Source organism: Owenweeksia hongkongensis DSM 17368 (assembly GCF_000236705.1).
Taxonomy (GTDB): domain Bacteria; phylum Bacteroidota; class Bacteroidia; order Flavobacteriales; family Schleiferiaceae; genus Owenweeksia; species Owenweeksia hongkongensis.
In genome coordinates this window covers 3211989-3226547 of sequence record NC_016599.1, presented here as the reverse complement: position 1 = coordinate 3226547, position 14559 = coordinate 3211989, and the positions used below count along the sequence as shown (strand labels likewise).

The window sequence follows — 14559 nt, the reverse complement described above, 5'->3', positions numbered from 1 at the left end:
TAAGGCTGTTTTTAAAAATTGTACGCAATTCCGAGACGAATTCTACGAGGTAGTGAATAGTTGAAACCATTCACGATATTTCTATTGTATAAGTCTACAAACGCTGTTGAACTAGTTTGCTGAGCAAGTTGCGACTGAGCTTCAGTACTTGCCAAGTACCCATCATCGTCAGGGCTGCCAGTGTAGTCATACACATCAATCACATTCTTAGTATTAAGTAGGTTCAAGATTTGCAAATATACTTCCAGCGATGTCTTTTTGGATTCCCCTAAATCAAACACTCTGTTGATACGAGCATCCACTGTATACTGCCATGGAAGTCTACGTCCATTAATACCTCCTTCAACCAATGCTACACTGGAAGGGTTAACGGTAGTAACAATATAAGGTTGATCACGCTTAGTATAAGGAGCACCACTTTGCGCATTAAGCGTAAGGTTTACACCAAAGCTTTCAAATACTTTAGTATTCCACCATACCGGACCATTATAAGCCGATCCTTTTCCATAACGATAATCTACTCTAAGTAAAAGTTGGTGACGGTTATCGTAACTTAAAGGAAGTATGTAACGAAGATTTGGTTGGCCAGCACGAGCTAGGTTTAGACCACTAGTTGCGCTAGAACCTGTACCATCCGCAAACTGCAAAGTATAGTTTGCATCCAGCTTTACATTTTTTGTTCTCCGCATTTCATACTCTAAAGAAAATCCTTTTACAGTACCAAAGTCACGGTTACCATAAGCAATGTACTCGATTGGATAGGCTTGGGTATAGTTCACTGTTTGGATAAGATCTCTCAACTCACGATAAAACGCGGAAATTTTAATCGCGGTTTTATCGCTAAGTGCCTGCTTAAATCCTAATTCGTATTCAGTAGTTTTCTGCGGTGCCAAGTTTGGGTTATTCAAGGCGCCTGTTCCAGCACTAGAGTTGATAAGACCTAAGTAATCAAATGGATCAAGTCTTGAAATGCTACTAGTTGGCCTCTGTGCTAACAGGTCATAATGAGCAATAAAAATAGCTTCATCAGTAATCGGGAAGTTAAATGCAATACGAGGCATAACCACGGTTTGTGGTGCATAATCCTCAAAAGATTCCTTTGGAATATACTTACCTCCTTGATTAGTTTCGTCAACGGTACGTTCTGTGGGAGTTGACACAGTAAACGGTTTAATCTGTCCACCAGCTGCAATGGCTAGCTCGTTTGGATTGGCCAACGGCTCACCAGTTGCACTAAACCAGTTATCACCATCACGATAACCAACAATTGTTGCACTTTGATACTCATAACTACTTACGTAAACTCTATAATCACTGCCAATTGAAGCCGGCACTGACTCACTTGCAAGGGCCGTATTTGGAATATCTTCAACAGTATAGAACGGGTACAAAATGTATGGATCCTTTAAAACCTCCTGATTCAAGTCAAAACGGTCTACACGTACACCTATGTTAAAGGTAAGATCGTTAAACGTAAACTGATCTTGAATATAACCCGCCATATAAATTGGCTGAAAAGACCCTACTGGTCTCGCAAACCTACCATCATCACTTTTTGCCAAAAAGAAGTCAGAGATATCTACTTTATCTGTTACGATCTCTCCTGTGTAATCATAACCGTAGTAATGAAGGTAACGGGTTCCGTTGGGGTTAATCATTTCATCTGGCGAAAACATATCGATAGAAAATACGCTTGGATCTAAGTTATCAATATTGATAACTTCAGTGCTGTAAGGATCCATTCCCAAGGCTCTTCTAATATTTTCTGCAAAAGCACTTGCATCCTGTGATGAATAAGCACGGTCATAATTAATGGTATCCTGATAGAATCCAAATGCATCCTCCACCAAATGTGGGTTTGAGAAATCCAACTCAGCGTTTGGTGCATTCTGAAACAAACGAGCTTGAGACCACAGTCCTGTAGCATCTAAGGCATATGCACGCACATTACGTTGCTCATATTCGGCTCCTACAATTATTGAGTGATCCTTAATATCAAAGCTGGTAGAAGCAGTAACTCTAAATTGAGACTCACGACTTTTATAGTAATTCGCTCCAGTAACACCATTTGCATTAACCGACTGTACTGCCCCCAGGTTACCCCAAAGGTTGTTATAAACACTTAATGGGTTTTGTCCATTGATAGCCGGAGCCTGGCTAGATACCAAAGTAGAAAAGTCACTCACATCAATACCAGGGTTTGAAGCCGCCAAATCATAATATGTAGACATATAATTTGACAAAACAGGATTTGAAGTTCCAGGGGTGAATTTAACCGCTGTATCCTGATCATTAATATATCTGTATCCAGCAACGCCAGTTATAGTATCCACCCCGTACTGATAGATAGGTGTTCTTTGAATATCAAAATTACCAACATGACCATACTCAAAGAAATTTTCACCTAACTCTTCGTTATGAATAAGGTTATTTGCCTGTGAGTAATCAACCTGAATAGTATAGAAAGCATTCTTTATATTACTAGTAGACTCAGGGTCATTTGCAAACTGCTGTTGAAATCTTAAGTAAGTACTCCAGTCTGAGTTCCTTTGATCAAGATTATTTTCATAGTTAAAAATGTGATTATTGAAGGTATTTCTTTTATCATCACTAAATACCCAACGTCCACCAACGGTAAGAGTAGTATTCTTTGTAGGCTTTAACTGAATGTTTCCGTTCAATCTAAATTCTGAGTTGAATCCATTTTTACGGGTATAAACATTAGAAAGCGAACGATCATCAATCAACTCAGCTCTATTAATATACCCAGAACCAGAAGAGTCAATGGTAATAGGTCTTTCTTGCAAAGATTTCAAAGTATCTTCGTTTACCTCTGTATAAGGAACAATACTCGGGCGGGTATCATCCATATATTGATATTCTGCTGATAAAAGAAAACCAACTCTTGGGTTGCCATTCTCATCCTTCCACACAGGAATAGGACCTCCTAATGTAAATGCTGCGAGGTTATAATTTTGTGGATCAATAGGACCATCGCCAAAAGCCTTCCAATTAAAAGGAGAAGAAGTTAAGATTTCAGCAGTACCAAAATACTGACTACTTGGCCCCTTGGTAGTAGTACTAATTACACCACCCACAGCATCACCATACTGAGCTGGCAAACCACCAGTAATTACTTCAGTCTGTGCAATTGCTGCCTGAGGAATATTCGCGCTACCACGAACCTTTACTCCATCAATAAAATATACAGTACCCTCATCACGAGCACCACGTATGTTAGTTCCACCATTAGCGTTTACCGTAACACCCGCAGCCTGTGCAGCTACTGAGGTAATATCACGAACCGCCATATTTACGATATCTTCTGAAGTGGTGATTTTACTGCTTTTTGTAGGATCGATAATAGGTGCCTCATAAACAATAGTCACCTCCTGAAGAGCCTCTGACTCCACCTGCATCTTAAAGTTCTGTACAGTAGCAGTGTTTGGAGTAATAATAAAATCCGTTGTAGTGATTGTGGCATATCCAGTAAAAGATACCTCTACTATATAGGTACCAGCGTTTACCGGGTTGATATTGTATTTACCATCCAGATCGGAGGCTCCACCGGCTACAACCGCACCACCTTGATCTTTAATTACAACATTTGCAAATGGTACTGTTTCACCATTTTGTGCATCAGTTATGGTTCCTCGCAACGAACCAGGTCTCGTTTGTGCGTAAATCGTTGTTGTAGCAAGTAATAAAATTAACGCAAGTAGCTTCTTTACCATAAACATCTAGGTTATTAATTTCCTTCAAAAATTTTGAAGGCCGTAAATATAATACAAATACATTCCATCACACAAAGGGCTAAGCCCCGTTGTATCAAGCCCATCCAATCTTTAGGTTTCAACTGAACGTCTCAGTTTTAACTTTTCTTTAAGATTTCCTTAAAATGGGCGGCATAGATACCAAAAACACTTCATATTTGTTTATTGTATTCAATGTTTTTAATTATCCATTTATGAAGTTTAATCATATATCTATATGGACGCTACTTTTCCTAGGGGTTGCCTGTGGTTGCAAAAAAAATAAAACAATCTATTTTCCCAATGTAGGATTTGAGCAGTATGTATACCTCAACAATCCAAGTAGCTTCCCACTTACAAGCCCAGGCGGGCACCTATTAATGGAGGGAGGTTATCGCGGATTAATTATTTACAGAAGAACTCTGAATGGAAACTCTGCTGATTTCGGAGTGTATGACCGCGCCTGCCCTGAGCATTTTGACGAAGATTGTTCCGTGCTAGAAATTAGTGATGACGGACTTTTTGCTGAGTGTCCATGTCATGGAGAACAATATCTACTTTTAGATGGCAGTCCATCTGGCAATGCCGAACTTCCGCTGCACCCCTACCCTGCAATTCTAAATGGAGATGTGCTTTACATCTCCAATTAATAGAAATCACCACTCATTAATTATATATACCTCAGTAACACAAAAAACCCCTTGAAGAATATTTCCTCAAGGGGTTTTAAAATTATACGACACCGAGCTTAATCCGCTAGCACAATAACTTTATTGTCACTAACCTCCACAACTCCACCTTTTATTGGCAAGCGCAAAATGCGATCATTGCTTTTATCAGGTTCAATTTGTCCACTCAACTCGTCAAACTTCTTATATGAATCGGCCAAGTCAATCTTCACCATCCCCTCATCAAGGGTGCTAATGATTGGCGCATGGTTATCCAAAATCTGAAACAAACCATCCTTTCCAGGAAGCTGAACCGCGTCTGCTATTCCTTTAAAAATCTTTTGTTCAGGTGTTATTATTTCTAATTGCATATTTTTTCAGTTTGCAGTTTTTCAATTTACAGCCTATAAATACTTTTTACAAACTGACAATTGCCAACTGATTTTACGCTTCAGCCAACATTTTATCTCCGGCCTCGATCACATCCTCAATTCCACCTTTCAGGTTAAAAGCAGCTTCAGGATACTTATCAAGTTTACCATCCATAATCATGTTAAAGCCTTTGATAGTATCTTCAATACCTACAAATACTCCTGGGATACCGGTAAACTGCTCAGCTACATGGAAAGGCTGAGATAGGAAACGCTGTACTCTACGAGCACGGTGTACCGCTAGTTTATCTTCTTCAGAAAGTTCGTCCATACCAAGGATGGCGATGATATCCTGAAGTTCTTTATATCTCTGTAGAATTTCTTTTACATCCTGAGCACACTTGTAGTGTTCTTCACCAACGATTTCTGGAGTAAGGATACGAGAAGTAGAATCCAACGGATCTACCGCTGGGTAAATACCAAGCTCAGAAATCTTACGGTTAAGTACTGTAGTTGCATCAAGGTGAGCAAATGTAGTAGCAGGAGCTGGATCCGTTAAGTCATCCGCAGGTACGTATACCGCTTGTACAGAAGTAATCGATCCATTTTTAGTAGAAGTAATACGCTCTTGCATCGCTCCCATCTCTGTTGCCAAAGTTGGTTGGTAACCTACCGCTGAAGGCATACGTCCAAGAAGTGCAGACACCTCAGAACCCGCTTGTGTAAAACGGAAAATGTTGTCAACGAAGAAAAGGATATCCTTACCAGCACCATCGCCTTCACCATCACGGTAGTACTCAGCAAGAGTAAGACCTGAAAGAGCAACACGAGCACGCGCACCTGGAGGTTCGTTCATCTGACCGAATACGAAAGAAGCCTTTGACTCTTTCATTCCTTCTACATCTACTTTAGAAAGATCCCATCCTCCATTTTCCATGGAATGCATGAAGTCATCTCCATATTTAATAATGCCTGATTCAAGCATCTCACGAAGAAGGTCATTACCCTCACGTGTACGCTCACCTACACCAGCAAATACAGAAAGACCACCGTGACCTTTTGCAATATTGTTAATCAACTCCTGAATAAGTACCGTTTTACCTACACCAGCACCACCAAATAGACCAATCTTACCACCTTTTGCATAAGGCTCAATAAGATCAATTACTTTGATACCTGTAAATAAAACTTCAGAAGCTGTAGATAAATCTTCAAACTTTGGAGCCTCACGGTGAATTGGCAAACCACCTTCATTTGAAAGTGCACCAATACCATCGATGGTCTCACCTATAACATTAAATAGTCTTCCTTTAATACCTTCACCAATTGGCATTCTGATGGGGCTACCTGTAGCCACTACCTCCTGACCTCTGGTAAGACCATCGGTTGAATCCATGGAAATAGCACGTACAGTGTCTTCACCGATATGCTGTTGAGTTTCTAGAACCACACGGGTTCCATCAGGACGAACAACTTCCAAAGAGTCATATATCTTAGGGAGCTCCTGGTTGGTACTATCGAAATACACGTCCACTACTGGACCTATAATCTGGGCAATTTTACCTACTACTTGCGACATGCTATATAGTTTAAATACTAGCCGTTGGGCTTTCTTAAAATTTGGCCGCAAAAATAGTTGTTTTTATCCAAATGTGTAAACCTAAAAGACTTTTTTAATTTTTCTACTTTTGAACACCCTATCAACAATTAGCAAAAGCCATAATAGGATTGATTTTTAACTCATTAAACCCACTTAACCTTTGAAGGTATATTTCTCCCTCGAGGATTTTCAGAAACTGGATTTTGCAGCCGTTACCACAGGCACATTTGACGGTGTTCACATAGGTCACAACAAGATTCTTGAGCAACTCAATCAAGCAGCAGCCACCATTGGTGGTGAATCCGTGCTCCTTACTTTTAGCCCACATCCAAGAATTGTACTTCAGCCGGATGTTGACCTAAAGCTTCTAAGCACTCAAAAAGAAAAGATTGAATTATTAAAAAACACAGGTCTCGACCACCTTATTATTCACCCTTTCACAAAAGAGTTTAGCCGCACATCTTCTCTGGATTTCGTACGAAACATTCTTGTAAATAATATTGGTGCAAAAAAATTGGTAATTGGATACGACCATCATTTTGGCCGAAATCGCGAAGGTAGCTTTGAGCATTTAAAAGAATTTGGTCCAACTTATGGCTTTGAGGTAGAAGAAATTTCAGCCAAAGACATTGAGGACGTAACTGTAAGCAGCACCAAAATAAGACGTGCACTGAACGAGGGAGATCTTGAAACCGCCAATGAATATTTAGGATACGACTATCCCATTACCGGCCAGGTAGTAGAAGGCGAAAAAATAGGTAACACCATTGGCTTCCCTACCGCAAACCTTGTAGCTGAAGAAACATACAAACTCATACCAATGGATGGTGTATACGCTGTAGAAGTCCAATTTCCTTCTGCCCTTGAGCAGAAATTTCAAGGTATGTGTAACATCGGAATGCGTCCTACTTTTAGCGGAAAGTTTAAAACCATTGAAGTTCATATTTTCAACTTCAACCGTAATATATATGGTGAGCAAATGCAAATTGTTTTCAAAAGACGCCTTCGAGGAGAAACTAAGTTTGACAGCATAGAAGCACTAAAAACCCAACTCAATAATGATATGGAGCATGCCCGCAAGGTTCTTTCTTCTCACTAGTGCCCTACTCTTTGTGGCTTCCAGTGGCTTTTGCCAAAAGTTCAAGAATTTGGAAACCGCTTTAAAATCTCCTGAAAAGGTGACTACTTTAGAGCTTCGAAAAGACAAACTAACAAGCATTCCAAGCGAAATTCTTGCATTTAAAAACTTAGAAATACTAGATCTCAGCAACAATCAAATAAGCGAGGTTAAAGTTGACTTATCAGTCCTCACAAAACTGCACACCATCATTTTAAGTAAAAATAAATTGGCAAGGTTTCCAATGGAGTTTAGCTCAATTCCAAATCTTAAGATATTAGGCTTGGATAGAAATCCTATTGACAGCATTCCAGACGCCATTATTCAATTCAGAGCTTTGGAACAACTAGACCTTTGGGATTGTGATATAGAATATGTGAGTTTAGAAATATTGAATATGCCCAACCTTAGCTATCTCGACTTACGAAATACCTACTTTAAAAGTGAGGAACTAAAATGGATAAGTGAAGGCTCAAAAACTATTGAACTAAAAAGCACTTACGGCTGCAACTGTGATTAACGGTAACCGAAGCGCTTAAGCTGATCCTCACTCTGGCGCCAATTTTTGCGCACTTTTACAAATAGCTCAAGAAATACCTTTTTCTTAAAGAAAGCTTCCATACGAATTCGAGCATCGGTACCGGTACGCTTTATCATCTTCCCTTGATGACCTATCACAATAGACTTCTGCGTATCACGCTCCACATAAATAATAGAGCGAATTCTGATAATTTTTTCTTCTTCTTTAAACTCTTCAACCTCAACTTGAACAGCATAAGGAATCTCCTTGCTGTAAATTTTCAGCATCTGCTCACGAATCATTTCAGAAACGAAAAAACGCTCATCCTTATCGCTAAGTTCTTCCTTTGAAAAATAAGCGGGCCCCTCTGGAAGTAATTCTAAAATTCTATCCAGTAACACTTCTGTATTAAAATCATTTAAAGCCGAGATAGGGTAAATTTCAGCATTGGGCAGTTGCTCACCCCAATGCGCTACCACCTTTTCTAGAGTTTGCTGGTCGGTAAGGTCGATTTTATTAATAATAAGAAGTACTGGAACTTTAGTGTTTTGCAACTTTTGTAAAAAGCGCTCGTCCTTTATTGGCTTTTCGGTAGGCTCAGTTAGAAAGAGAAAAATATCAGCATCCTCAAAAGTAGACTGCACAAAGTCCATCATGTGTTCTTGCAAAGCATAACCAGGCTGAATAATTCCTGGGGTGTCCGAAAAAACTATTTGATAGTTTTCATCATTGAGTAAACCTAAAATACGATGACGGGTGGTTTGCGCTTTAGGTGTCATTATTGATAAATCCTCTCCTAAGAAAGAATTCATAAGCGTAGACTTTCCCACATTAGGGTTGCCAATAATGTTTACATATCCGGATTTGTGCATGGAAAAAGAAATTTACCTCTAAAATAGAAAAAGGCCGAGGATAATTCCTCAGCCTTTTCACTTTGTAGCGGGGGCCAGACTCGAACTGACGACCTTTGGGTTATGAGCCCAACGAGCTACCAACTGCTCCACCCCGCGTTCATTGGGGCGGCAAATATAAGATGACTTTTTAAATCACCAAACATATTACCGTATAATATTTTCAAAAATAAAAACGTTTGAATTAAGAAGCTCACAACCAACCCCTTCACCATCTTCTTCGTTTATATAAATAACGAATACTAAAAAAATTATGAAAACGAAAGCCTTTACACGCTCCTTTGCTGAACTAATGATCTACTTAATCTTATGGCTGGTAATAATTGGCAGCTTCCTAAATATCAGTTTCTGAAGTCTTACCTTCAACATACGTCTCGATTATAAACTGAATGTTGTTGTATATTAAAGGTTTAGTGATAAATCCCTTCACAACGGAATACTCATTTGCCTGTTGCTGATCTTCCTTACTTAGCGAATTACTCATCGCAAACACATTAGTAGGCTTGTGACTATACACTTTTGTATAGCGCTCCAAAAACTCAAAACCATTCATTATTGGCATGTAAATATCCAAAAGAATTACATCCGGAAAATCCTCCTTCAGATCCACAAGTTTGGCCAAATGCTCTATCGCATCTGAACCATCAGGAAACATAGAAATATCTGCATCCCCGTAATTGCGAGTGATTATATTCTTAAGTACAAAGCTATTTACCTGATCGTTATCCACGATCATAATGGATAGTGACATTATATTTCAGACGTTTTTGATGGAGCTATTCCAAATTTTTCCTTGTAGGCTTTGCCAAAGTAACTCATACTTTTAAAACCTAAAGCATAAGACACTTCGAAAATACTAAGATCACCTTTGGTAAGCATATGCTTTGCTTTGGTCAATCTAAAGTCATTGAGGTATTTTATTGGAGTCATCCCCGTAAGGCGCTTCACTTCGCGCTCAAGCTTGGATGGAGTCATATTCATAAGCTCAGCAATTTCAGGGATACTGAAGTTTCTGAACTTAAAGTGATTTACCAACAATGCTTCCATATGTGAAAGCATAGGATCCTTTACCCCAAATTCATGGTGAATTGGTGAGGCCTTATCGTAAATACGCTTCAGATCATCTCTGGTCTTAAGCAAGTTGTTTATTCTTGACAGAAGAACATCAAACTTAAATGGCTTTACGATATAATCATCAGCACCAAAATTATACCCCTCAATACGCTTTTCATCTTCACTTAGAGCAGTAAGCAGTACAATAGGAATATGGCTGGTTGACTTATTTCCTTTCAGCTCATCCACCAATTCATATCCATTGGTTTCAGGCATCATGATATCACTTAAAATTAAGTCTGGTCTATTAAGGCGAGCTTTATCCACTCCTTCACGACCATCCGCAGCTTCTGAAATATCAAAATGATCTTCTAACAAAGTGGCAATTGTAGTACGTAGCTTGTCGTTATCTTCTACAATGAGTACTTTTTTCTTCATATGTCTAAAGTGTAAGGTAATTCAATAAAAAAAGTGCTCCCCTCTCCTGGCGAGCTCTCAAAACTGATCTTCCCTTTGTGTAAATCTACAAATTCCTTAACAATGGAAAGACCAACTCCTGTGCCTTGTATATTGCTAACATTCGTTGCTCTATAAAAGGATGTAAATATTGAGGCTTGGTCTTCCCTGGGGATGCCAATGCCCTGGTCTTCTATTCTAATTTTCGCAAAATTATCCTCAAAGGCAATACTCACCTTTACGGGAGTGTTATCCTTTGAAAACTTACAGGCATTCACCATCAAGTTGCTAAAAATATATCTTACCAATGAGTAATCGCCCCGCACAGTACACTCCTCTCCTTTTGCAATAGAAAGCGTTGTGTTTATTTTAGGAAAAGCCTTGGTGCAATCGTTTTTCACAACGTCTTCCATTATAGCCATGAGACTGAGGTCTTCAAGCTTTAATGTGGTTTTACCCATTGTGAGCTTCTTTAGCTGGAGCATATCGGCTATCATGCTATTAAGCCGGTCAATCTCCTCTTCCATGCTTTCCAACCCCATATCAATCACCTTTGGGCTTTTCTTAATCTTCAGCATTTCTATGTTTGCTTGAATCACGGCCAAAGGTGTTTTAAACTCATGACTAGCTACTGAGTAAAGATTTGATTTGAATCGAGAAAGCTGTTGCTCAGTGCTCAAAGCATTCATCAAATCATCAGTTAGATGCACACTTTCTGTAATATCTCGTGTACTGCTTAAAAGACTATACTTTTTGTTCCCTTCTTCAATTCTACTAAAAGTAGACTCCAACCATCGCAAACGATTGCTATTCCCATGACGTACTTGATAGCGAATACGTGAACCGGGATGGTCAAAAAAGCGGGTTAAAGTGGAGAAATCCATCTCACTAACGAATTCTGGCGCGAGAAAATCTGTGAGCCTACGGCCTATGATATCATCCGATGAAAAGCCCAGGATAGACTTGCTAGAAGGTGTAGCAAACCTTATCGTGTTTTCAAGATCATGTATGCACACCAAGTCCGTGGTGTGCTCGGCTATTAATTGGTAAACCCTATCCGTTGCGACCATTATTCAGTTTAGAGAGGTGCCAAAATAGGTAAAAAAATAAAAGGCATTACTCAAATGAGTAATGCCTTCGAAATAAAATCTAATCTGTAAGATTATTAGTACCTGTAGTACTCTGGCTTGTATGGCCCTTCAACCGCAACACCAATATAATCAGCTTGCTCCTGACTCAATTTCTCTAGTTCCACACCGATTTTTGCTAAGTGTAATTCAGCAACTTTTTCGTCTAAGTGCTTGGGCAACATATACACTTCATTGTTGTATTTATCACTGTTTTTCCAAAGCTCAATTTGCGCCAAAGTTTGGTTTGTAAATGAATTGCTCATTACAAAACTTGGGTGTCCTGTAGCACATCCTAGGTTTACCAATCTACCTTCAGCAAGAAGGATAATATCATTACCATTCACAGTGTACTTATCCACCTGTGGCTTAATATTAACGTGAGTATTTCCGTGATTGGTTTTCAACCAAGAAACATCAATTTCATTATCAAAGTGACCGATGTTACAAACAATAGTCTTGTCTTTCATCGCTTCAAAATGACGACCCGCTACGATATCTTTATTACCGGTAGTAGTAATCACGATATCCGCTTTTCCGATTACAGTCTCCAGACGCTTCACTTCAAATCCGTCCATCGCAGCTTGCAATGCACAGATTGGGTCAATTTCAGTAACAGTAACGATAGAACCAGCTCCACGGAAAGAAGCTGCCGTACCCTTACCTACATCACCGTATCCGCAAACAATCACACGCTTACCAGCAAGCATAATGTCGGTTGCTCTTCTAATGGCATCAACTGCGCTTTCTTTACAACCGTATTTGTTATCAAACTTAGACTTGGTTACAGAATCGTTTACGTTGATAGCTGGCATTGGAAGAGTGCCTTTCTTCATTCTTTCGTAAAGACGGTGCACACCAGTAGTAGTTTCTTCTGAAAGTCCTTTGATTGCATCCACTAGTTCTGGATAACGATCCAACACCATATTGGTAAGATCACCACCATCGTCCAAAATCATGTTCAATGGTTGACGCTCTTCCCCAAACCAAAGAGTTTGCTCGATACACCAGTCAAACTCCTCATCATTCATACCTTTCCATGCATACACCGGAATTCCTGCAGCAGCGATTGCAGCAGCAGCATGATCTTGCGTAGAGAAAATGTTACAAGAAGACCAGGTAACTTCTGCTCCAAGAGCTGTTAAGGTTTCAATAAGAACAGCGGTTTGAATAGTCATGTGAAGACATCCGGCAATACGAGCTCCTTTAAGTGGCTGCTCAGCACCAAACTCTTCTCGCAAAGACATTAGTCCTGGCATTTCAGCTTCCGCTAATTCAATTTCTTTACGTCCCCACTCGGCTAATGATATATCTTTAACTTTGTAAGGAATGTATTTTTCTGCAGTTTCGCTCATTATCTTTTTCTTTGAGTATTTTTTAAGAAATGCAAAGATACCTGCAAATCTTGCATTTACAAAATCCAATTAGTATCCTCAATGCCATTATATCAACGCTTTAATATCTCGCAATCAACGAGTATCATCATTTGGGAAATTAAAGAAACTGAAGAACAGCTTATGGATGGTATACAAATGCACCCATCCGATGCCGACCGATTCCAAAGATTTACCAATCCTAAAAAGCGAAATGAGTTTTTGGCTTTACGCCAATGCCTGATAGAGTATTTTGAGCACAACCCAGCCGTACACTACAATGAAGATGGAAAACCCTTCCTAAAAAATGGATACCATATTTCCTTTTCACATACTGATGGATTTGCAGGAATGATAATTTGTGATAAAAATCCAGTAGGAATTGACCTTGAACTTTTTAGAGACCGTATAAAAAGAATAGCTCACAAGTTTTTGCGTAAAGAAGAAAAGAAATCCATTCAAAATAAAACTGAGGTAGAGCATTTAACCCTTTACTGGGGAGCCAAAGAAGTGATGGTAAAGATTACGGGAAACCGTAGGTTGAACTTTATTAGCGAGTTATCCGTTAAACCTTTTCCATACCAACCTAATTGCGAAACTTCAGGCACTATAAAAACCGATGACTATCACAAAAACATAAGGCTTTTCTTTAAAAGCATTGAAAGCCTACACATTACATATGGGTGGGAAATCATAGCTTAGTTACATTAACAAAGTTGAGTGCCATTTTTTGTAATTACTTTATTACGTTTGCGGGCTGAAATATGGCTACGAAAACAATCCATAATATCACCGAAGGTTACCGACAAGGTAAGAAGAGGCTAGCTGTGCTGGTAGACCCCGACACGCCTGACTCTAATGCCTTGCAAACCATCATCAAAAAGGCGAATGAAGCGGAAGCAGACTTCATCTTTTTGGGTGGAAGTTTGTTAGTAAAAGATGCATTAGACGAATGCATTGACGCCATAAAAAGCATGACTAACATTCCTGTCATCCTTTTTCCGGGAAGTATCATGCAGATTTCTGGCAAGGCTGATGCCATGCTTTTCATCTCCCTAATTTCGGGCAGAAACCCAGAACTTTTAATCGGCAGCCATGTAATTGCTGCACCATATATTAGGCAAGCAAAGCTTGAAACTCTTGCTACTGGCTACATTTTGGTAGACAGCGGCAGACAAACCACAGCTAGTTATATGAGCGGTAGCGCTCCTGTACCACACAACAAACCTGAGATTGCCGCATGTACCGCTATGGCAGGAGAAATGCTTGGCCAAAAACTCATCTACATGGACGGGGGCTCTGGAGCCGACAACCCCATCAGCGCAAAAATGATTGGAGCTGTTCGTAAGTCTGTGGATTTACCAATTATTATTGGAGGGGGTATTCGCGATGCAGAAACTGCTGTGAAAATTTGTAAAGCAGGCGCTGACATCGTTGTAGTTGGAAATGCGTCAGAAGAAAATCCGGATTTAATAAAGACGATTGCTGAAGCCGTTCACAACGTTTCAAAACCTTAGCACACATCTTAAACATTGATGTGAACACCTTTAGTTTTCCTGAAAAATTTGTCCCCGCAGTTTTGAATACCGACATTTCCGCAATGGAAATTAA

General features: G+C 39.5%; 13 protein-coding genes and 1 tRNA gene. 5 read left to right on the top strand and 9 right to left on the bottom strand.

What is annotated here, in order from left to right:
- Positions 1 to 11: 11 nt before the first annotated feature.
- Complete coding sequence (locus tag OWEHO_RS18015; RefSeq protein WP_169312797.1) at positions 12 to 3734, bottom strand: TonB-dependent receptor; 3723 nt, start codon at positions 3732 to 3734, stop codon at positions 12 to 14.
- Between the two features lie 233 nt (positions 3735 to 3967).
- Here OWEHO_RS18015 and OWEHO_RS14140 point away from each other — a divergent pair, with 233 nt between their 5' ends.
- On the top strand, positions 3968 to 4402 hold the full coding sequence (locus OWEHO_RS14140; RefSeq protein WP_143764613.1) for a Rieske (2Fe-2S) protein: 435 nt from the start codon (positions 3968 to 3970) through the stop codon (positions 4400 to 4402).
- A 98-nt stretch (positions 4403 to 4500) separates the two neighbouring features.
- Here the strand turns inward: OWEHO_RS14140 and OWEHO_RS14135 are convergent, their stop codons facing one another.
- Both OWEHO_RS14135 and atpD read right to left on the bottom strand, forming a co-directional pair.
- The gene (locus OWEHO_RS14135; RefSeq protein WP_014203170.1) at positions 4501 to 4791 is read right to left on the bottom strand and encodes a F0F1 ATP synthase subunit epsilon; all 291 of its coding nucleotides are present in this window, start codon (positions 4789 to 4791) and stop codon (positions 4501 to 4503) included.
- Between the two features lie 73 nt (positions 4792 to 4864).
- The gene (atpD, locus tag OWEHO_RS14130) at positions 4865 to 6370 is read right to left on the bottom strand and encodes a F0F1 ATP synthase subunit beta (protein WP_041627641.1); all 1506 of its coding nucleotides are present in this window, start codon (positions 6368 to 6370) and stop codon (positions 4865 to 4867) included.
- 181 nt (positions 6371 to 6551) lie between these two features.
- Here atpD and OWEHO_RS14125 point away from each other — a divergent pair, with 181 nt between their 5' ends.
- Entirely contained in the window at positions 6552 to 7490 is a 939-nt protein-coding gene (locus tag OWEHO_RS14125; RefSeq protein ID WP_014203168.1) for a bifunctional riboflavin kinase/FAD synthetase, read from the top strand.
- Between the two features lie 49 nt (positions 7491 to 7539).
- Positions 7540 to 8028 carry a leucine-rich repeat domain-containing protein gene (locus OWEHO_RS14120; protein WP_041627640.1) on the top strand — a complete coding sequence of 163 codons (489 nt, stop codon included), beginning with the start codon at positions 7540 to 7542 and terminating at the stop codon, positions 8026 to 8028.
- Here OWEHO_RS14120 and era read toward each other — a convergent pair.
- The 6 genes from era to ahcY form a co-directional block, all read right to left on the bottom strand.
- On the bottom strand, positions 8025 to 8900 hold the full coding sequence (era, locus tag OWEHO_RS14115; protein WP_014203166.1) for a GTPase Era: 876 nt from the start codon (positions 8898 to 8900) through the stop codon (positions 8025 to 8027). The two genes, OWEHO_RS14120 and era, sit on opposite strands and share 4 nt — an antisense overlap.
- Before the next feature lie 65 nt (positions 8901 to 8965).
- Positions 8966 to 9038: transfer RNA gene (locus OWEHO_RS14110), tRNA-Met, on the bottom strand.
- Between the two features lie 235 nt (positions 9039 to 9273).
- Positions 9274 to 9690 (bottom strand): response regulator, encoded by a 417-nt coding sequence (locus OWEHO_RS14105; RefSeq protein ID WP_014203165.1) that lies wholly within the window; start codon positions 9688 to 9690, stop codon positions 9274 to 9276.
- Positions 9690 to 10430 (bottom strand): response regulator transcription factor, encoded by a 741-nt coding sequence (locus tag OWEHO_RS14100; protein ID WP_041627639.1) that lies wholly within the window; start codon positions 10428 to 10430, stop codon positions 9690 to 9692. The genes OWEHO_RS14105 and OWEHO_RS14100 overlap by 1 nt, the downstream gene beginning before the upstream one ends.
- Entirely contained in the window at positions 10427 to 11518 is a 1092-nt protein-coding gene (locus OWEHO_RS14095) for a PAS domain-containing sensor histidine kinase (RefSeq protein ID WP_041627638.1), read from the bottom strand. The genes OWEHO_RS14100 and OWEHO_RS14095 overlap by 4 nt, the downstream gene beginning before the upstream one ends.
- Before the next feature lie 95 nt (positions 11519 to 11613).
- Complete coding sequence (gene ahcY, locus OWEHO_RS14090) at positions 11614 to 12930, bottom strand: adenosylhomocysteinase (RefSeq protein ID WP_014203164.1); 1317 nt, start codon at positions 12928 to 12930, stop codon at positions 11614 to 11616.
- Between the two features lie 81 nt (positions 12931 to 13011).
- On the opposite strand from ahcY, the gene OWEHO_RS14085 reads away from it, so the two are divergent.
- Together OWEHO_RS14085 and OWEHO_RS14080 are read left to right on the top strand one after the other, a co-directional pair.
- Positions 13012 to 13650, top strand: coding sequence for a 4'-phosphopantetheinyl transferase family protein (locus OWEHO_RS14085; RefSeq protein ID WP_014203163.1), 639 nt, complete (start codon positions 13012 to 13014; stop codon positions 13648 to 13650).
- Between the two features lie 62 nt (positions 13651 to 13712).
- On the top strand, positions 13713 to 14465 hold the full coding sequence (locus OWEHO_RS14080) for a phosphoglycerol geranylgeranyltransferase (RefSeq protein WP_014203162.1): 753 nt from the start codon (positions 13713 to 13715) through the stop codon (positions 14463 to 14465).
- The last annotated feature ends 94 nt before the right edge of the window (positions 14466 to 14559 follow it).